Below are 18,780 nucleotides of genomic sequence, written 5' to 3'. Positions count from 1 at the left end.
CGCTCCCCAGGCCGAGGAGGGAGGCCGACTTCTGGACGCTGAAGTGGCTGCACTCGGAGGCGGCCCGCCGCGACTCTCCCCGCTACCGGGCGCTACTCGTCGGCGCTCGGCACGTCGAGCGGGTCGCTCGGAGCGTCCTTCCGGGCGGCCTCCATCCGCTCACCCAGTTCGAGCAGGCGGTTGCGTCCCATGGCCTTGCGCACGTCGGGGAACCACTCCTGCTCCTCCTCCTCGACGTGGTGGCGCACGTTCTCCATGAGTACGGACATCTTGGCGTCGAACCGCTCGTCCTTGGGGTCGAGGCCGGCGAGTTCCGAGAGCATCCACAGCACGACGTGGTGCTCCTCGACGCTCTCGAGGACGTGATCCGTGGTGTCCGGGGCGGCCTCCCGGGCGGCGGGGTAGAAGACCTTCTCCTCGATCCACGCGTGCGTGGTGAGTTCCCGGATCACCTCGTCCGCGATCTCCCGCTTCCGCTCGTACGCGTCGTCGTCCGCCCGCTCGAACTCCTTGAACAGCTTCTCCACGGTCTTGTGGTCGTCCCGGAGCAGTACGATCCCGTCCATCACGGGCCCCTTCCTTGTCGTCGGCCTCACGAGCGGTTGCCCCGGGCCGGTACTCCCATTCCTCGCCGTTGCGGCCGCAGTCACCCGCACCCCCGGCGGGAGGACCGCCGGGGGCACGGGTGGGGCCGATGCGCGCCCGTGGTCTAGGAGGCGCGGTGCTTCAGGTCGTCGACGGCCTTCGTGCCGCGCTTGCGGCCCTTCTCGCCGGCCTCTCGGGTCTTGCCCTTCATCTGGTCGGCCTTGCCCTCGGCCTCCAGCCCCTTCTTGCCCGTCGCCTTGCCGACGGTCTCCTTGATCTTGCCCTTGCCCTTTTCCATCCCGCTCTTGGCCATGAGTCGATTCCTCTCTCGTCAGCCTCGGTTCCCGCCGCCGTCGAGCGCGTCGACGATCGCCGCCGAGAAGGCGTCGAGGTCGTCGGGCGTACGGGAGGTGATCAGGGGGTGGGCGCCGGAGGTGTCGACGACGACCTCCTGGTCCACCCATTCACCCCCGGCGTTCTCCAGGTCGGGGCGGAGCGACGGGTAGGACGTCAGCTTCCGGTCCCGGGCCAGCCCGCTGTCCACGAGGAGCCAGGGGCCGTGACAGATGGCGGCCACCGGCTTGCCGGCCTCGGCGAACGCCGAGACGAGGCGTCGTGCGTCGTCGTCGGTGCGCAGCTGATCGGCGTTGAGGGTGCCGCCCGGTACGACGACCGCGTCGAACCCGTCGGCCGTGGCCTGGGTCAGTGTCGTGTCGGCCTGGACTGCGGAGCCCGGCCGGCGGTCCGAGACGAGGGTCTGAACGGGCTCGTCCTTCTGCGCGGCCACCGTCACGCGGGCGCCGGCCTCGCGCAGGACGGCGATCGGCTTCTCGAGTTCGTCCTGCTCCGTCCCGTAGTTCGTGGTGAGGACGAGGACGTTCTTTCCGTCGAGGGCGGGCTTTCCGTCGAGCGACACAACGTGTTCCTCTCTTGCGGTCCGGTGCGGTCCTACCCCCCATCGTCTCTACGGCTGACCGTCTGCGCGCCGATCAAACCTGTCGAAAGCAAGAGGAGTTCCGCAGCGCACATGAACTGGTACAGATGGGGGAAACCCCGACGCGGCGAGGCGGGGACCCCTCGACATGGAAGACATCACGCCCGGACGAAACGTCCGGGTGCGTTCATGCACGTCCGCCTGGACGCGCCTGCCCTCATCGCCCTGGGCTCGAATGCAGTAGTGGCGACGACACGCATGTACGAATTACGGCAGAATCGTGTCAAACATCACCATAACGGGCATCCTCCCCTCAGGACGTTCGACTGACGGGACCCCCGCCGCTCCCGCCCAGGGCAGCGACGCAGGCCCACCGCCACCGTCGAAGGAGCTTTCATGTCCACCGTCGGAGACCGCTCGGCCACCTCGCCCCACGCGCCGGAAGCCGCAGGTCCGCCGGGAGCCGTGACGCGTCGGGCGGCGCTCGACGGTCTGCCCGAGCCGACCTGCCCCACCGCCGTCTCGACGGACGACGCCCGGACACTCTCCGCCGCGCTCTTCGAGCGGCTGCGGGTCCTGGAAGAGGGGACCCCGGAGCACGCCTACGTCCGGAACACCCTGGTGGAGCTCAACCTCAGCCTAGTCAAGTTCGCCTCCCGCCGGTTCAGGAACCGAGCCGAGCCGGTGGAGGACATCATCCAGGTCGGCACGATCGGTCTCATCAAGGCGATCGACCGCTTCGACCCCGGGCGCGCCGTCGACTTCTCCGCCTTCGCGCTGCCCACGATCGTCGGCGAGATGAAGCGTTTCTTCCGTGACACCAGCTGGGCGGTACGGGTGCCCCGTCGGCTCCAGGAGATGCGGATCGACCTGGCCAAGGCGGCGGACACCCTGGAGCAGGGTCTCGGTCGGCGTCCCAGCCGCGCGGAGCTGGCCGCGCAGCTCCACCTGACGGAGGACGACGTCACCGAGGGCCAGCTCGCGGCGCACGGCTATGCCGCCCGGTCCCTGGACGTCCCCGCGGGGGACGAGGAGTCCGCCCCCGGCGCGAGCCCGCGGCACCTGGCCGCCTGCGAGCCCTCGTACGAGCTGATCGAGTCCCTCACCTCGCTGCGGCCGCTGCTCGACCGGCTGCCCGAGCGGGACCGGACCATCCTGGAACTGCGTTTCGGCGAGGAGCTGACCCAGGCGGAGATCGGCAAGCGGATCGGCCTCTCCCAGATGCATGTCTCGCGTCTGCTGACGCGGATCCTCCAGGAGCTCAGGACGGGTCTTCTCCAGGAGGACCCCACTGAGGACCGGACGGACGGCTGATCTCCAGCCACACCACCTTCCCCGTCACTCCCTGTCCCCTGTCCTCGCTGCCCCAGTCGCCGGCCAGCCGGTCGAGCACCATGAGCCCGTGACCGCCGGGCAGCGCGGGCGACCGGGCCTGCTGGACGCTCGGGTGCTCGGGGCTGGTGTCGGCGACCTCGACCCGCAGCCCGGCCCGCCCGTGCCGCAGGACCAGTTCCTCCGGACCGTCGGCGTGCAGACACGCGTTGGTGACGACCTCCGACACCAGGAGCAGCACGTCCTCGACCCGCTGTTCCGCCTCCTCGGTCTCCGGAGGGATCCAGCCCCAGTCCCTCAGCGCGGCGGCGGTGAAGTCCCGACACCGCGCCACCACCCCCCGGGTCCCGTACAGCGCGAGCCGGCGCACCTGCTCCGGGAAGCCGTCAACGCTCTCGGGCATGTCATCCGCCGCCTTCGCGGCCGCGTCCGGCGAGTGCCTCGTCCGTGCTCTCGTACACCTCGAAGACGCTTCGGGCGCCGGTGATCTCGAACATCCGGTCCACCGGTTGCCGCAGTCCGGAGAGTTCAAGCCTTCCGCCGGCCTCCACGATACGCATCCGGGCCCTGAGCAGCGCGTTGAGTCCGGAGGAGTCGCAGAAGCCCAGGCCGGAGCAGTCGACGATGATCCGCCCGCTGCCGTCCCCCTGCTCCAAGGCCTCGCGCAGGGGCTCGACACCGTCGCGGTCGAGCTCGCCCGCCAGCACCAGGACGACGGCGTCACCGCCCGGCACGGGCCGGACGTCCACCGCGAACCGGCCTGGCAGTCCCTCCCCTTCTCCGGCACGCTCTTCGTCCACCATGCGCTCACCAGCCTTCTCTGTACCTTTTGCCCTTTCTCCACCTGTCCCATGCGCATGCCGCGCCCGCGCCGCCCGGGCGCGGGCGGTCACACGGGGCCGGTGCGGTCGGGGCCCGCCCAGGGGCGCGCGGTCGCGGGTGCCGTGGCACGCGGACGGCGCCCGTACGAAGTGCGGGCGCCGTCTGAAGAGGGGTGCGCGGGACCGGGGTCAGGCGCGGACGATGTTCTCCGCCTGCGGACCCTTCTGGCCCTGCGTGATGTCGAACGTCACGGCCTCGCCCTCGTTGAGCTCGCGATAGCCGTTGCCCGAGATGTTGGAGTAGTGGGCGAAGACGTCCGGTCCGCCGCCGTCCTGGGCGATGAAGCCGAAGCCCTTCTCGGAGTTGAACCACTTCACGGTGCCGCTGGCCATGCTCGTCCTTCTGGTCAATCCGGCAGCGGCCCCGGTGTCGGTCCGCTGCGGCGCCCTCTTGCGGGCGTCCACTGCAGTCCTCCCCCACCCCGCCCGTCCCTACACTCACCGTTCCGATCTTCTTACAGGACTTCTCGCACGGCCGGGCACGCGGTCACTCCACCGACTCCCACCACGCTCCGCCCCGGGTGTCCCCGGCCGGCGGAGGATCGGTCACTCCCTCGCGGAGGGCGAGCCGGGAGACGATGCGGTAGCGGTCGCCCCGGTAGAGCGAGCGGACGTACTCGACCGGTCTGCCCGTGGTGTCGGCGGTGGTCCGGTCGAAGAGCAGGGCGGGCGAGAGGACCGGTACGTCGAGGAGCGCCGCCTCCTCCTCGCTCAGTACGGTCGGCTCGATGGACTGGACGGCGTGGGCGGTCCGGATGCCGCGCTTCTCGCGCAGGTGGGCGTAGAAGCCGCCCTCCATGTCGGCGGCGGTGAGTCCGGGCACGAGGTCGGCCGGGAGGTACAGGTGCTCCAGGGCGATCGGAGCGCCGTCGACCTGGCGGAGGCGGGTGACGTGCACCAGCTCCGCCGCCGGGGAGAGCGTCAGTTTGCGGCCGATCCGCGCACCGGCCCGTACGGTACGGAGTTCGAGGACCGTGCTCGTCCAGGCGCCGCGGCCCCGGGGCTCGCCGGGCGCCCGATGTTCGGCGACCAGTTCCTGGGTGATCTTGGCGGGTGCGACGAACATGCCCCGTCCGTGCTCCCGTACCAGCAGGCCCGTGGCGACGAGTTCGTCGACGGCCGCGCGCAGCGTGGGGCGGGAGACCCCGAGGGTGGCGCAGAGCGTGCGCTCGGAGGGGATGGCGTCACCGGGGCGGCGTCCGTCGATCACGGTCAGCAGATGCTGCCGCACCCGCTCGCGCTTGAGCTCCATCGCGTCCCCTCCCTGGTGCGCCGTCGGCCGGAGGGTCCCCTCCCCCGGGGTTTCCCCGTGCGCCGTCGGCTGGGGGTCAGTATGCATCTCCTTCGGTCGAGGAGGTCACGAGGCCGTCGCGGGTGAAGTCGAGCCGGGAGACGATCCGGTAGCGGTCGCCGCGGTAGACCGAGTGCACGTACTCGACGGGGCGGCGGGCGGTGTCGAGGGTGAGGCGTTCGATCAGCAGCGCGGGCGAGAGGACGGGGACGTCCAGGAGCGCGGCCTCGTCCTCGCTGACGACGGTGGGTTCGATCGACTGGGTGGCCTCCTGGACGTGGACCCGATGGTGCTCGCGCAGGTGGTCGTAGAGGTCGCCGGCTTCGAGTTCCTCCGGGGTGAGGGCGGCGCCCACCAGGTCCGCCGGGATGTGCAGGTGCTCGATGGCCATGGGCGCGCCGTCGACCAGCCGGAGCCGTGCGACGTAGAGCAGTTCGGCGGCGGGTGAGAGGCGGAGTCTGCGTCCGATGCGGGCGCCGGCCCGGACGGTGGCGGACTCCAGGACGGTGCTCGACCAGCTGCCCGAGGCGCGCGGGACGGTGAAGGCGGCGTCGTCCGGGGCGAGTCGTTGGGTGATCTTGGCGGGGGCGACGAACATGCCGCGGCCGTGCTCCCGTACCAGGGCGCCCGTGGCGACGAGTTCGTCGACGGCCGCGCGCAGGGTGGGGCGGGAGACCCCGAGGGTGGCGCAGAGCGTGCGCTCGGAGGGGATCGGGTCGCCGGGGCCGCCTCCTTCGATGAGGCCCAGCAGGTGCTCCCGAACCCGCTCCCTCTTCAGCACTCCGCTGGAGGAGCCGTCCTTCATGCCGCTCTCCCTGACTGGTCAACTGGTAAGTCCGATACTAACGGGCTCCGTTGTGCTGTCGATGGGTGAACAGCTCATGGTTTTCAAGGGATTGACGGCTCCATCGGTCCGTGCCACCTTCTGGTCACACACCTGACCACTTGACCAATTGGTCAACCATGCATCGAGGTGCCCGTGAAGACTCGTCCCCTCTCCGGCCCCGTCGCCCTCGCGGCGGCCGTCGCCCTCGCCGCCACGGCCTGCGGTGGTCCGGGCGACCCGGTGACCTCCGGCGGACCGGAGAAGGTCACCGTGTGGATCATGAAGGACAGCGTCACCGACGCCTTCCTCGACCGCTTCCGCTCCGGCTTCGAGGCGGAGCACCAGGACATCGACCTCGACATCCAGATCCAGGAGTGGGACGGCATCGGCGAGAGGGTCACGGCCGCCCTCGCCAGCAAGGACGCCCCGGACGTCATCGAGGTCGGCAACACCCAGGTCGCGCAGTACGCGGCGAGCGGCGGCGTGCGCGACCTCAGCGCGAAGACCTCCGAGCTGAACGGCGCCGACTGGCTTCCCGGCCTCGCCGAACCGGGGAAGGTGGACGGCAGGCAGTACGGCATCCCGTGGTACGCGGCCAACCGGGTCGTGATCTACCACAAGGACCTCTTCGCCAGGGCGGGCGTCACCGCGCCGCCGAAGACGCAGGCCGAGTGGCTCGCCGTCACCGCGAAGCTCGACCGGGGCGCCACCCAGGGCATCTACCTGCCCGGCCAGAACTGGTACACCCTGTCCGGCTTCGTCTGGGAGGAGGGCGGCGACCTCGCCGTCCAGGAAGGCACGACGTGGAAGGGGGCGCTCGACACCCCGCAGGCCCTCGCGGGCATGGACTTCTACTGGAAGCTCCAGGCACTCGGCAAGGGCCCCAAGGACGCCGACGAGGCCAAGCCCCCACAGGCCGAGGTCTTCGCCAAGGGTGACGTCGCCCAGATCATCGCCGTCCCCGGCGGCGCGAAGATCGTCGAGGAGATCAACCCCGCGCTCAAGGGGAAGCTCGGTTTCTTCCCCGTCCCCGGCAAGTCCGCCGAGAAGCCCGGCGCGGTCTTCACCGGCGGCTCCGACCTCATCGTCCCGGAGGCCTCGACCCACCCCGACGCCGCCTACGAGGTGGTCAAGGCGCTGGCGGGCGAGAAGTGGCAGACGGACATGGCGCGGACCATGAGCTACGTCCCCAACCGCACCTCCCTCGCCCATGTCATCCAGGACGACGAGGGCACGGCCGCCATGGCCGCCGGCGCGGCCCGTGGCCGGGCGACGCCGAACTCCCCCCAGTGGGCGGCCGTCGAGGCCACCAATCCCATCAAGCAGTACATGACGGCCGTGCTCACCGGCACCGATCCCGCACGGGCGGCCGCGACCGCGTCGCAGAGCATCACCAGGACGCTCGGCTCGTGAGACGGCCGAACGGGCCGGTCCTCTGGCCCTACCTGCTGGTGGCCCCGACCGTCATCGGCGGGGTGCTCCTCCTCGCGTACCCCCTCGTCCGCAATCTGCTGATCTCCCTCCAGGAGTACGGCATGGGCGAACTCATCCGCGGCGGCGCCGGGTTCGTGGGGCTGCGCAACTACCGGACGGTCCTGGCCGATCCCCAGTTCTGGGAGGTCGTCCGGCGCACCTTCTGGTGGACGCTGGTCAACGTCACGCTGATCATGGTGATCGGCACCCTGGTCGCCCTGATGATGCAGCGGCTCGGCCGGTGGGCGCGCGTCCTGGTGACGAGCGGGCTCGTCCTGGCGTGGGCGAGCCCGGTCATCGCCACCACGACCGTCTTCCAGTGGCTCTTCGCCTCGCGCCTCGGGGTGGTCAACTGGGTTCTCGTTCGGCTCGGGTTCGAGTCCTTCGAGGGCTACTCCTGGCTGGCCGACGGTCCCGCCGCGTTCACCGTCCTGGTCCTGCTCGTGGTCTGGCAGTCGGTCCCCTTCGCCGCCATCACCCTGCACTCGGCGCTGCTGACCGTTCCCGCGGAGCTGTACGAGTCGGCCCGGCTCGACGGGGCCGGTGCCTGGCGGATCTTCCGCTCGGTGACGCTGCCCCTCCTGCGCCCGATCTTCGGTCTCGTGCTCTGTCTGGAGGTCATCTGGGTCTTCCGGTGTTTCGCCCAGATCTGGGCCGTGACCAAGGGCGGGCCCGGTGAGGCGACGACCACCCTGCCCGTCTACGCCTACCAGGTGGCCAGGTCCCTGCACCGCTACGACCTCGGGGCGACCGTCTCGACCCTGACCGTCCTCCTCCTCGTGGCCGTGCTCCTCGCCTACTTCCGCCAGATGCTCCGACAGGAGGCCGACCGGTGACACCGCGCGCCCTGCGCCGACTCCCCCTGAACACCGCCGCGGCACTCGTCTTCGTCCTGGCCGTCTTCCCGGTGTACTGGATGGTCCTCACCGCCTTCAGGCCGACCCGTGACATCCAGTCCGAGACCCCCCGGTTCCTGCCGGGCTCCGTCACCCTGGAGCACTTCCGCAACGCGGTGGCGGCAGACGGCTTCTGGATCTTCTGGCGCAACAGTCTGCTCGTGACCGCCGGGTGCGTCCTGCTCGCGCTCGTGGTGGCGCTCGCCGCCGCCTTCGCCGTCGCCCGGATGCGCTGGCGCGGCCGGCGGGGCTTCATCCTCATGGTCTTCCTGGCCCAGGTGGCGCCGTGGGAAGCGCTGTTGATCCCGATGTACGTCATCGCCCGGGACGCCGACCTGCTCGACCGGCTCGCGACCCTCAGCCTGGTCTACTTCATGATCACCCTGCCGTTCACCATCGTCACCCTCCGCTCCTTCCTGGCCGCCGTCCCGGCCGAGCTGGAGGAGGCCGCCCAGGTTGACGGCTGCACCCGCGCCGCCGCCTTCCGGCGGGTCACCCTGCCCCTGCTCGCGCCCGGTCTGCTCGCGACCTCGCTCTTCGGGTTCATCACCGCCTGGAACGAGTTCGCCTTCGCCAACATGCTGATCATCAAGAACCAGGACGACCGCACCCTGCCCGTGTGGCTCTCGTCCTTCTCCAACGTCTTCGGCACCGACTGGGGCGCCACCATGGCCGCCTCCACCCTCTTCGCCCTGCCCGTCCTCGTCCTCTTCCTGGTCCTGCAAGGCCGGGTCGCCGCCGGAATGACCGGCGGAGCCGTGAAGGGATAACGCCCCGCGATGCCCCTGCCCCGACTCGTTCCCGAACCTACCCAACTGTCCTCCCTGCCCGGCACGTTCACCTTCGACGCCACGACCGCCCTCAAGGTCTCGCCCGGCGCCGACGCCGCCGCCCGACTGCTCCGCTCCCTCCTCCGCCCCGCCACCGGGCTGCCGCTGCCCGCGCGCTCCGACGGCTCCGTCGTCCTGGCCGTCGACCCCGCCCTCACCGGCCTCGGGGAGGAGGGGTACGGCCTCACCATCGGCGTCGAGGGCGTGCTGCTGCGGGCCGCGCGCCCGCAGGGCCTCCTCGCGGGCGTCCAGACGCTGCGCCAGCTCCTGCCCGTCGAAGCCCTCCAGGGCGAGCCCGTGCCGGGCGTCGCCTGGTCCGTCCCCTGCGTGCAGATCACCGACATCCCCCGCTTCCCGTGGCGCGGCTCCATGCTCGACGTGGCCCGTCGCTTCCGCCCGGTCTCCTACCTGCGGCGTTACGTCGACCTCCTGGCCCTCCACAAGCTCAACGTGCTCCACCTCCACCTCACCGACGACCAGGGCTGGCGCATGCCGGTCGCCGCGCTCCCCCGGCTCACCGAGGTCGGCGGGCTGCCGCACGGAGGGGCCTACACCCGCGCCGAACTCACCGGCCTCGTCGCGTACGCGGCGGAGCGCGGTGTCACCGTCGTGCCCGAGATCGAGATGCCCGGCCACGTCCGGGCCGCCCTCGCCGCCTACCCCGAGCTCGGCAACCACCCGGGCCGCACCTATGACGTCTGGGACCGGTGGGGCGTCTGCGACACCATTCTCGGCGTCCACGACGAGGCCCTCGACTTCTGCCGCACCGTCCTCGACGAGGTCATGGACGTCTTTCCCTCCCCGTACGTCCACATCGGCGGCGAGGAGTGCCCCACCACCGAGTGGCACACCTCCCCCGCCGCCCTCCGCCGGGCAGCCGAGGAAGGGCTGCCCGGCCCCGACGCCCTGCACGGCTGGTTCATGGAGCGGGTCGGACGCCACCTCCTCGACGCCGGCCGCGTGCCGCTGTCCTGGACCGAGAACGGTGCCGACCTCCCCCCGTACTTCACGGTGATGCCCTGGCGGGACGCCGACCACGGCCGCACCGCCGTCCGGCGCGGCCACCGGGTCGTCATGGCACCCCACCGGACCACCTACCTCGACTACCCCCAGTCAGCCAGCCCGGCGGAGCCGCCCGGCCAGGCCGGTGAGGTCGTCGACCTGCGCACGGTCCACGGCAACGACCCGGCGCCCGCCGACTGGACGCCCGAGGAGTCCGCCCGGGTCCTCGGCGCCCAGGCCCAGCTGTGGACCGAGTACGTGCCCACCGACGCGCACGCCGAATACCTCACCTTCCCCCGGCTCTGCGCCCTGGCCGAAGTCGTCTGGACGGGCCGCCACGACTGGCCCGGCTTCCAGGACCGCCTCCGCCACCACAGGACCCGGCTCGACACCCTCGGGGTGCCGCGCCGTCTCGCCCCCACGTCCCCGTGACCACCCCCGTACCCCCGCTCCACCCCATCCAAGGAGAGGAATCCCCCATGAGCGACCCGACGAGGACCAGGAAGCTGCGGCTCCGCGCCGCGCTCGCCGCCGCCGCGGTGACCGGGCTCGGTGCCACCGCCCTCACCGCGCTCCCGGCAGCGGCGGCCGGCGAGGCCGTCACCGTCCAGTACCGGCAGAGCGCCACCGGGAGCGACCAGGTCGAACCCTGGCTCAAGGTGGTCAACACCGGTACGGCGAGCGTCCCGTTGAGCCAGGTCAAGGTCCGCTACTACTTCAAGGCCGACGCGGGAGCCTCGTACACCTACGCCTGCTCCTGGGCCGTGAAGGGTTGCGCGAACCTCACCGGGACCTTCGGCACCCTGGCCCATCCCACCGCGACCGCCGACCGCTACCTGGAGGTCGGCTTCACCGCCGGCGCCGGTTCGCTCGCCCCGGGCGCGGACACCGGCGACATGCAGCTGCGCTTCCACCGCTCCAACTGGCAGCCGCTGAACCAGAACGACGACTACTCCTTCGGACGGGACAGGACCACCTACGCCAACTGGTCCAAGGTCACCGCGACCGTGGGCGGCGTCCCGGTCTGGGGCACGGCCCCGGCGGGGAACGAGCCCACCCCGACGCCCACGGACCCGACGACGCCTCCGCCCGCGGGAGGAGCGGCGCTCTTCGACGACTTCGACTACACCGGTCACACGGACCCGTCGATCAACGCCCACGGCTGGAGCGTGCGCTCCAACTCCGGCGGTCCCGGCGTGCCGGGCGCGACCTGGGCCCCCGAGAACGTCACCTTCGCCAAGGAGGGCACGAACTCGATCATGAACCTGCGGACCTCGACCGCCGGGACCGGCGAGTCGACCCGGCACACCGAGATCCTGACCCGGGCGACGAAGTTCAAGAACGGGACGTACGCGGCGCGCGTGCGGTTCTCCGACGCGCCGCTCTCCGGCCCGGACGGCGACCGCGTCGTCCAGACCTTCTTCACCATCAACGACCTCAAGGCGCCGATGGCCGACGACTACGCCGAGTACGACTTCGAGTACCTCCCCAACGGCGGCTGGGGCGAGCCCGCCAACATCCTCTACACCACGTCGTGGGAGACCTACCGGCCCGACCCGTGGGAGGCGGTCAACGCGCACTCCGAGGTACGGGCGAGCTACGCCGGCTGGCACGACCTCGTCCTGACCGTCGACGACCAGGCGATCGTCTACTACGTCGACGGCCAGGAGTTCGGCCGGCACGACGCGCGCTACCTGCCCGAGCGCCCGATGTCGATCAACTTCAACCAATGGCTGATCGACCTGGCCGGCCAGACGTCGACGACCCCGCGCGCCTACGACCAGAAGGTCGACTACGTCCTGCACGTGAAGGACCAGGTGCTGACACCGGCCCAGGTGGCCGCGAAGATCGGCGCGTACCGCTCGGCGGGCACCACCTTCGAGGACTCGGTGCCGGCCGCGTAGCAGCGGGGCGGGTGCGGTAGGCGGGGGGCCGGGTCACGGAACGACCGTGGTCCGGCCCCTCCACCGTGTACCAGGGCGGGGCCGTCCGTACGCCCGAGCGAGACGATCACTCGTCAATGAGTTGCTCCGCCGTCCCGTCGGGCACGCCGCGAAGCCGGCCGAGGTGGCGCGTGACCGGCGCCGCCCTGTCGCGCCGGCCGGCGGACGTGACGGTGAGCGCCACCTCGTCGGGGACACCTGCGCCGACGGGCTCGACGGCCCCGACGCGCCCGCGTGGGACACGCTCGTCAAGGCGGTGCCGCATCTCCTGGGCGTCCTGGAGACCATCGAGGACCGCGCCCCGCTGGGCGCCTGGGCCCTGGACCGGCTCGGGCACCTCACCAGTCTTTCGAGCTGTCCCCGCTGACCCGCGGGCGTGTCAGCGGGTCCATTCCTGCAGGACCGCCGCGATCCGACGGACGTCGACGCGGCCCTCGGCCACCCGCTCGACGAGGTCGATGGCCTCCTCCGCCGTCACGCTCACCGGGAACCCGGACGCGTGGAGGTAGGCCGCCGCGACGACGACGCCGTACAGCTCGTTGGAGTGTTCGAGGGCGGGGACGCGCACGAACTGCTCCAGGAGCGCGGCGGCCCGGTGGTGCGGCTGGTCGTAGACCGGGATGTCCATCACACGGAAGACATGGCGGGCACGGGCCGCCTCGAACGATCCCCAGTCGGAGATCTCCGGGTCGCCCGGGATCTCCGCCTGGGCGACGTCGAGCAGCCAGGACAGATCTATCCGCAGCAACGTCACGGACCCGGCTCAGGCTGCGTCGGCGCCGGGCCGCGCGGGGCCGCCGAACCGCTCCGCGAAGGCCTTGCCGTGCTGGTCGACGAAGGAACGCGCGCCTTCCACGAACCGCGTGCGCGTCAGGTCGGCGTCCAGGACCCGGCCCGCGTAGTCCTCGGCGGGCACGTGCCTCTCGGCCGCGGCCCGCTCCAGCGCCTCGTACGCCTCGTCGCTGATCTCGATCCTGATCTCCCGTGCCATGCGCCCACGGTAGCGGTCCGCCGCCGGGCGCGGCAGGGGGCCGGTCGACGGCCTGTGATCGGATAGGGCCATGGATTCTCGGACCCTGTACCTGTTCAGCAGCGCGGCCCCGCCGGTCTTCGACGTCGCCCGGGTCATCGAGGAGGCCCAGGCGGACGGCTGGGACGTCTGCCTCGGTCTCACGCCGACGGCGGCCCGTTGGCTCGCGCACTCCCTCGACGGCCTCGCCGTGCTCACCGGCCACCCCGTGCGCTGGGACTACGGTTTCCCCGGCGACCCGGAGCCGTGGCCGCGCGCGGACGCGATCGTCGTCGCGCCGGCCACGTTCAACACGGTGAACCGGTGGGCGCTCGGCATCACGGACACGTGGCTGGCGGGGGTGGTCGCGGAGGGCATCGGGAAGGGGATCCCGATGGCCTTGATGCCGTGCGTGAACTCCGCGTACGCCGCGCATCCCCAGTTCGAGCGGTCGATCGAGACGCTCCGGGGTGCCGGAGTGCGGGTCCTGTACGGCGAGGGCGGGTTCGTACCCCACGAGCCGGGCGAGGGGGATCCCACGACCTTCCCGTGGCGTGCCGCCCTGGACGCCGTGGTGGACGTCCTCGACGTCCCGGCCTGACCGCGGGGACGCGGGTCCTCGTACCTCGCTGCCCGTGACCACGTGCGTCCCGGCCGGGGAGGGCGATCGCCCTCCCCGGCCGGGACGTGGGGCAGCGATGCGACCCGCCGCCGATTCCGCTAGCCGGCCCTGACGCGCAGGAAGGTGACCGAATGGGCGGGGAAGGTGTGCGTGAAGGTACGGCCGATGCCCGCCAGCGTCGACCTGCGCGGCTGGATCGGGGAGGCGTCGGCGCTGTTCACCGCGTCCGGCGCGCCTTCCAGGGTGGTCAGCCGGGCGGTCGGGGCGACGTCGACGGTGCCGAGGTCGATGCTCGTACGGGCCGCGGTGGCCTGGGCGTTGACGACCTTCACGACCAGGTCGCCCTTGTCCCTGGTCACCACGTGACGGAAGGGTTCGGCGGTCTTGTCGTCGGTGAAGGAGCCCCACTTCTGCCCGTCGAGATAGAGGGTGACCTGACGGCCCCGTACCTGGACGTGGATGTCGTAGGGGCGGCCCGTCTCGATCGTGGTGGCGTTCTCCAGCAGGGTCTGCTTGCCTCCGTCGGTGGTCTTCTCCACGGCGGAGCGGGTGTTGCCCCAGCCGCCGAGGTTCCACCAGAAGAGATTGCCGGTGTCGCGTACGCCGAAGGCGACCAGGAAGCCCTCCCGGCCGGACTTCTTCGTGGCCCTGACCTTCAGGTCGTAGTCCTGCCAGCCCGTGTCACCCGCGGTGACCAGGGTGTTCTCCGCGGCCTCGTCGGACTGGACGTACGCTCCGTCCTCGACGGCCCAGGCGCCCCGTCCGGCTGCCGGCGTCCACCGGGAGGCACCGGCGGAGAAGTCGTCCTTCAGCAGGGACGTGCCGTTCGCGGCGGTGACCTCGACGTCGTCGTAGGCGGCCGCGGTGGCCCACGTCGACAGGCCGATCGCGCCGGTGATCGGGCCCGACACGGAAGGTGTGGCGGAGGCGCGGCTCGGTACGACCCGGTCACCGGTGTTGTTCATGAACAGCTTCTGGACCTCGTAGCTCGTCGAGCCCCAGGAACGGTTGTTGTCGAACCAGATCATGTCCGGCCGCCACTGGTTCTGGTGCACGTCGGCCAGCAGCGGGGCGTACGAGGCGAGCTTGACGACGTCGGCGTTGCGCTCGAGGCCGGTCATGAACGCCGCCTCGGACAGGGCGTTGGAGAAGCGGTTGTCGCGGGAGGCGTACTCGCCGAGGAAGACCTTGGGGCCCGTGCGGTCGTAGGAGTCGTAGCGGTTGTTGTTCTCCAGGAACCACTGCGGGGTGTTGTAGTAGTGCTCGTCGACCAGGTCGACACCGGCCTGACGGTTGAGGTCCCACAGCCGGTCGAAGGTGGCGCCGCCGGAGGAGGGGCCGGAGTTGGAGACGATCGTGATCTCCGGGTACCTGGCCTCGATGGCCTTGCGGAACTCGGTGAAGCGGGCGAAGAAGGCGTCGGGCAGGTTCTCCTCGTTGCCCACGCCCAGGTGGGTCAGGCCGAAGGGCTTCGGGTGGCCCATCTCGGCGCGCTTGCGGCCCCAGGGGGAGGTGACGGGGCCGTTGGCGAACTCGATCAGGTCAAGGGTGTCCTGGATGTGCCGCCTGAGCAGCGCGGGGTCGTCGGTCGCGCGGTTCTCCCCGCAGCCGGTGACGAGAGCGGGTACGACGGGCAGCGGCATCGCGCCGATGTCCTCGGAGAACTGGAAGTACTCGTAGTATCCGAGGCCGTAGCTCTGGTGGTAACCCCAGAAGTTGGCGTTGACCGCCCGTTGCTCGACCGGGCCGATCGTGTCCTTCCACTGGTAGGAGCGGCGGCGTTCCCAGTTCGGGGCCTCGTAGGCGTAGTGGCTGCCGGTGTTGACCAGGCAGCCGCCCGGGAAGCGGAGGAAGCCCGGGTCCAGCGCGGCGATCTTGTCGGCGAGGTCCTTGCGCAGCCCGTTCTTGCGGCCCTTGTAGGTGTCGCGGGGGAAGAGCGAGACCATGTCGAGGCGCAGGGTTCCGGCACCCCGACCCGTCACCGCGAGCCGTCCGGCGGTGGTGGTCACCTTGGGGACGAGCGTGCCGGTGTACTTGGCCCAGCGGTCGCCGCGCACGGCGATGTCCAGCGGTGCGCTCAGGACGGTGCCGTCGCCGGAGCGCAGTTCGGTCGTGAGGCGCGTACCGGCCGCGCTGTCCGTGCGCGCCCAGACGGAGAAGTCGTACCGTGCGCCCTCCTTGAGGGCCATGCCCGCGCCGTAGCCGCTGTTGACGATGCCGAAGCGGCCGGTGGCGCCGCCCGTGCCGGCGAGGTCGAGGCGCAGGTGGGTGCGGTTGCGCTCGTTCAGCCGCTGGGCGTCGTCGACGGCTTTCAGGGTGCCGGTGGCACCGCCGGACGAGGTCTGCTGCCAGGAGGTCAGCGGGGTGTAGGCGCGATTGTCGACGGGGCTGTACTCGAAGGAGCGGTTCTGTACGAGTTCGGCGTAGAGGCCGCCGTCGGCGGCGTTGTTGATGTCCTCGAAGAAGACGCCGTACATGGTGGGGTCGATCGCCGGTCCCGTACGGTCGGCGTCGACGGACAGCGTGTAGTCCGTCACGGCGGGGTCCGCCGCCGCCGGGGACTGCGTGAGGAGACCGGTCGCCAGCGAGGTGGCGAGCAGGCCACTGACGAGGACACCGGCTTTTCTCGTGGTGCGGTTGCGCGTGCGCAAGGCGGCTCTCCTTGAGGTGGACGGTTCGGGTCGTCGTGCTCTCGGTGCCCGGTGCCGTACGGGCGGGGCCCTGGCGTTCATCGGCATGCGGACTCCCGTCGGCCCGATGTGCGCGGTGACGTCAGGGCGTCGTCGCGCTGCGGCGCGCGGGCGGGTGCGGCGCGCCGCGGCGGTACCGGGGGTGGTCACACGCTGCCGGGGTTGCCGTAGTACGCGTCGGGCCCGTGCTTGCGCGTGAAGTGCCGGTCCAGTACGTGCTGCGGGGGTTCGACGGCGCCCAGGGTGATGGTGTGGAGGGCCATCTCGGCCACCGCCTCGCAGATGACGGCGTGTTCCAGGGACGTGGTGGCGTCGGTGCCCCAGGTGAAGGGGCCGTGGTGGGCGACGAGGGCGCCGGGGATCTCGCGGGCCCTGGTGTCGTCCCGGTCCAGCAGGTCCACGATGACCTGACCGGTGTTGTACTCGTAGTCCTCGGCGCACTGCTCCGGCGTGAGGGCGTCGGTGACGGGGACGGGGCCGTTGAACGTGTCGGCGTGGGTCGTGCCGAGCACCGGGATGGGACGCCGTGCCTGGGCGAAGGCGACGGCGTGTGTGGAGTGCGTGTGGGTCACGCCTCCGATGGAGGGGAAGGCCAGGTAGAGGCTGCGGTGTGTCTCCGTGTCGGTGGACGGGCGCAGGCGGCCGTCCACGACCCGCCCGTCGGACAGGGAGACGACGACGAGGTCCTCTTCGCTCAGGATCTCGTAGGCCACTCCCGAGGGCTTGATGACGAAGACGCCGGCCTGTCTATCCACACCGCTCACGTTTCCCCAGGTGAGGGTGGCGAGCCCGGCTCGGGGGATGCGGAGGTTGGCCTCCAGTACTTCTCGGCGCAGCTCCTTGGAAACGGTCGTGCTCACGCGGTGCTCCGTCCTGGGCGGGAGGCGGTCATGTGCGCCGCCGCGGGGCGGCGGGGGTGCGGGGCGGGGGTGGTCACAGGCGCTGTGCCAGACGGTGGTAGGCCTGGTTCCAGCGCAGTTCGCGCGTGAAGCTCCGAACGGTGGTGTCCTGGTCGATGACGACGAGCTCCGTGCGCAGCATCTCGGCGAGGTCGTCGAGCTCCTCGCCGCCGAGGGCGGTGGTCAGCACGGTGTGGTGCGGTGCTCCCGCCGTCAGCCAGGCCTCGGTGGAGGTACGCAGGTCGGGCCGGGGGCGCCAGACGGCCCGGGCGACGGGGAGCCGGGGCAGCGGCTCGGGCGGGGAGATGACGTCGATGTGATTGGCGACGAGGCGGAACCGGTCGCCCATGTCTGCCATGCCGACCACGACGGCCGGACCGGGGGCCGCGTCGAAGACGAGCCGGACCGGGTCCTCGCGGCCGCCGATGCCGAGCGGGTGGATCTCGCAGGTGGGTGTCGCCGTCGTCAGGGAGGGGCAGACCTCGAGCATGTGGGCGCCGAGGATGAGTTCCTGGCCGGGCGTGAGGTCGTAGGTGTAGTCCTCCATGAAGGAGGTGCCGCCGGGCAGGCCGTGTGCCATCGCCTTGAGCGTGCGCAGCAGGACGGAGGTCTTCCAGTCCCCTTCGCCGCCGAAGCCGTAGCCGTCCGCCATCAGGCGCTGCACGGCGAGGCCGGGCAGCTGGCGCAGGCCGCCGAGGTCCTCGAAGTTGGTGGTGAAGGCGCGGAAGCCGCCCTCCGTGAGGAAGGTGCGCAGTCCGGCTTCGATCCGGGCGGCGTAGCGCAGGGAGTCGTGGCGTTCGCCGCCGGGTCGCAGCTCGGGTGCCAGGGCGTAGAGGTCCTGGTATTCCTTGATGAGCGCGGTGACGGTGTCCTGGTCGGCGGCGTCGACCGCGGCGACGAGGTCGTTCACGCCGTAGGTGTTGACCGAGACCCCGAACCGCAGCTGTGCCTCGACCTTGTCGCCTTCGGTGACGGCGACGTCGCGCATGTTGTCGCCGAACCGGGCGAGCTTGAGGGTGGTCAGCTCGGAGCGGCCGATGGCCGCGCGGGCCCATCCCGCGACGCGGTCGGCGACGTCAGGGGTGGAGACGTGGCCCGCCACGGTCTTGCGGGGGACACCGAGGCGGGTCTGGATGAAGCCGAACTCCCGGTCGCCGTGAGCGGCCTGGTTCAGGTTCATGAAGTCCATGTCGATGGTGGACCAGGGCAGTTGACGGTTGGCCTGGGTGTGCAGATGGAGCAGGGGTTTGCTCAGGGCGTCGAGGCCGGAGATCCACATCTTGGCCGGGGAGAAGGTGTGCATCCAGGCGATCAGGCCGACGCAGCGGTCGTCGGCGTTGGCCTCCAGGCAGATCGCGCGGATGGCGGCCGCGTCGGTGAGCACCGGCTTCCACACGAGGCGGACGGTCATCTGCGGCTGGTCGGCGAGGGTCGCGCAGATGGCGCGTGACTGGGTGGCGACCTGGGCCAGGGTCTCCTCGCCGTAGAGGGCCTGGCTGCCGGTGAGAAACCAGATCTCGCGGTCGGGCTGGGGAAGCGTCATGTGGCGTGTGCTCCTCGGAGGTGC

The 18,780-nt window shown here is 71.1% G+C and carries 20 protein-coding genes and 1 pseudogene; 8 read left to right on the top strand and 13 right to left on the bottom strand.

Translation table 11 applies throughout. From position 1 onward, the window contains the following. Positions 1–92: 92 nt before the first annotated feature. The 3 genes from ABZ567_RS30915 to ABZ567_RS30905 all read right to left on the bottom strand — a co-directional run bounded on the left by ABZ567_RS30915 (position 93) and on the right by ABZ567_RS30905 (position 1,501). The gene (locus ABZ567_RS30915; RefSeq protein ID WP_360796310.1) at positions 93–566 is read right to left on the bottom strand and encodes a hemerythrin domain-containing protein; all 474 of its coding nucleotides are present in this window, start codon (positions 564–566) and stop codon (positions 93–95) included. Positions 567–709: 143 nt separating this feature from the next. Further along, positions 710–898 carry a CsbD family protein gene (locus ABZ567_RS30910; protein ID WP_360796307.1) on the bottom strand — a complete coding sequence of 63 codons (189 nt, stop codon included), beginning with the start codon at positions 896–898 and terminating at the stop codon, positions 710–712. A gap of 18 nt (positions 899–916) precedes the next feature. After that, positions 917–1,501 (bottom strand): type 1 glutamine amidotransferase domain-containing protein, encoded by a 585-nt coding sequence (locus ABZ567_RS30905; RefSeq protein ID WP_360796304.1) that lies wholly within the window; start codon positions 1,499–1,501, stop codon positions 917–919. Between the two features lie 414 nt (positions 1,502–1,915). Here ABZ567_RS30905 and ABZ567_RS30900 point away from each other — a divergent pair, with 414 nt between their 5' ends. Beyond that, positions 1,916–2,833: a SigB/SigF/SigG family RNA polymerase sigma factor gene (locus ABZ567_RS30900; protein WP_360796301.1), complete on the top strand. Its 918-nt coding sequence runs from the start codon at positions 1,916–1,918 to the stop codon at positions 2,831–2,833. Here ABZ567_RS30900 and ABZ567_RS30895 read toward each other — a convergent pair. The 5 genes from ABZ567_RS30895 to ABZ567_RS30875 all read right to left on the bottom strand — a co-directional run bounded on the left by ABZ567_RS30895 (position 2,781) and on the right by ABZ567_RS30875 (position 5,828). Next, the gene (locus ABZ567_RS30895) at positions 2,781–3,254 is read right to left on the bottom strand and encodes an ATP-binding protein (RefSeq protein ID WP_360796298.1); all 474 of its coding nucleotides are present in this window, start codon (positions 3,252–3,254) and stop codon (positions 2,781–2,783) included. The genes ABZ567_RS30900 and ABZ567_RS30895 overlap by 53 nt on opposite strands. Before the next feature lies 1 nt (position 3,255). Further along, positions 3,256–3,654 (bottom strand): STAS domain-containing protein, encoded by a 399-nt coding sequence (locus ABZ567_RS30890; protein WP_360796295.1) that lies wholly within the window; start codon positions 3,652–3,654, stop codon positions 3,256–3,258. Positions 3,655–3,861: 207 nt separating this feature from the next. After that, a complete protein-coding gene (locus tag ABZ567_RS30885) occupies positions 3,862–4,065 on the bottom strand; it encodes a cold-shock protein (protein WP_360796293.1) in 204 nt (67 codons plus the stop codon). Between the two features lie 154 nt (positions 4,066–4,219). After that, complete coding sequence (locus tag ABZ567_RS30880) at positions 4,220–4,984, bottom strand: GntR family transcriptional regulator (protein WP_360796291.1); 765 nt, start codon at positions 4,982–4,984, stop codon at positions 4,220–4,222. Positions 4,985–5,060: 76 nt separating this feature from the next. Then, positions 5,061–5,828 carry a GntR family transcriptional regulator gene (locus ABZ567_RS30875; protein WP_351218422.1) on the bottom strand — a complete coding sequence of 256 codons (768 nt, stop codon included), beginning with the start codon at positions 5,826–5,828 and terminating at the stop codon, positions 5,061–5,063. 174 nt (positions 5,829–6,002) lie between these two features. Here ABZ567_RS30875 and ABZ567_RS30870 point away from each other — a divergent pair, with 174 nt between their 5' ends. From ABZ567_RS30870 to ABZ567_RS30845, 6 genes and pseudogenes are all read left to right on the top strand, one after another. Next, the gene (locus ABZ567_RS30870) at positions 6,003–7,262 is read left to right on the top strand and encodes an extracellular solute-binding protein (RefSeq protein ID WP_360796288.1); all 1,260 of its coding nucleotides are present in this window, start codon (positions 6,003–6,005) and stop codon (positions 7,260–7,262) included. Further along, positions 7,259–8,158, top strand: a complete 900-nt coding sequence (locus ABZ567_RS30865) for a sugar ABC transporter permease (RefSeq protein WP_360796285.1) — start codon at positions 7,259–7,261, stop codon at positions 8,156–8,158. Before ABZ567_RS30870 ends, ABZ567_RS30865 begins: the two co-directional genes overlap by 4 nt. Beyond that, positions 8,155–8,988, top strand: a complete 834-nt coding sequence (locus ABZ567_RS30860; RefSeq protein WP_360796282.1) for a carbohydrate ABC transporter permease — start codon at positions 8,155–8,157, stop codon at positions 8,986–8,988. The genes ABZ567_RS30865 and ABZ567_RS30860 overlap by 4 nt, the downstream gene beginning before the upstream one ends. Before the next feature lie 9 nt (positions 8,989–8,997). Continuing rightward, a complete protein-coding gene (locus tag ABZ567_RS30855) occupies positions 8,998–10,482 on the top strand; it encodes a beta-N-acetylhexosaminidase (RefSeq protein WP_360796279.1) in 1,485 nt (494 codons plus the stop codon). A 47-nt stretch (positions 10,483–10,529) separates the two neighbouring features. Beyond that, complete coding sequence (locus ABZ567_RS30850; protein WP_360796276.1) at positions 10,530–11,954, top strand: cellulose binding domain-containing protein; 1,425 nt, start codon at positions 10,530–10,532, stop codon at positions 11,952–11,954. Positions 11,955–12,171: 217 nt separating this feature from the next. Further along, positions 12,172–12,374, top strand: a pseudogene (locus ABZ567_RS30845) (DUF2236 domain-containing protein); the annotation flags it as partial. Here ABZ567_RS30845 and ABZ567_RS30840 read toward each other — a convergent pair. Continuing rightward, complete coding sequence (locus ABZ567_RS30840) at positions 12,373–12,747, bottom strand: fic family toxin-antitoxin system, toxin component (protein WP_360796274.1); 375 nt, start codon at positions 12,745–12,747, stop codon at positions 12,373–12,375. The pseudogene ABZ567_RS30845 and the gene ABZ567_RS30840 sit on opposite strands and share 2 nt — an antisense overlap. A gap of 9 nt (positions 12,748–12,756) precedes the next feature. Beyond that, positions 12,757–12,984 (bottom strand): hypothetical protein, encoded by a 228-nt coding sequence (locus ABZ567_RS30835; RefSeq protein ID WP_360796271.1) that lies wholly within the window; start codon positions 12,982–12,984, stop codon positions 12,757–12,759. Positions 12,985–13,054: 70 nt separating this feature from the next. On the opposite strand from ABZ567_RS30835, the gene ABZ567_RS30830 reads away from it, so the two are divergent. Continuing rightward, entirely contained in the window at positions 13,055–13,603 is a 549-nt protein-coding gene (locus ABZ567_RS30830) for a flavoprotein (protein ID WP_360796268.1), read from the top strand. A gap of 119 nt (positions 13,604–13,722) precedes the next feature. On the opposite strand, the gene ABZ567_RS30825 is transcribed toward ABZ567_RS30830, so the two are convergent. The 3 genes from ABZ567_RS30825 to araA form a co-directional block, all read right to left on the bottom strand. After that, positions 13,723–16,275, bottom strand: coding sequence for an alpha-L-arabinofuranosidase C-terminal domain-containing protein (locus ABZ567_RS30825; RefSeq protein ID WP_360796265.1), 2,553 nt, complete (start codon positions 16,273–16,275; stop codon positions 13,723–13,725). Between the two features lie 185 nt (positions 16,276–16,460). Further along, on the bottom strand, positions 16,461–17,174 hold the full coding sequence (gene araD / locus ABZ567_RS30820) for an L-ribulose-5-phosphate 4-epimerase AraD (protein ID WP_360796263.1): 714 nt from the start codon (positions 17,172–17,174) through the stop codon (positions 16,461–16,463). 73 nt (positions 17,175–17,247) lie between these two features. Next, a complete protein-coding gene (gene araA, locus ABZ567_RS30815; RefSeq protein WP_360796260.1) occupies positions 17,248–18,756 on the bottom strand; it encodes an L-arabinose isomerase in 1,509 nt (502 codons plus the stop codon). Between the last annotated feature and the right edge of the window lie 24 nt (positions 18,757–18,780).

The sequence above is a fragment of the Streptomyces sp. NPDC016459 genome, assembly GCF_040632845.1.
Classification (GTDB): Bacteria; Actinomycetota; Actinomycetes; order Streptomycetales; family Streptomycetaceae; genus Streptomyces.
The sequence above is the reverse complement of the archived record's forward strand: the minus strand, read 5'-3'. Positions and strand labels throughout refer to the sequence as shown.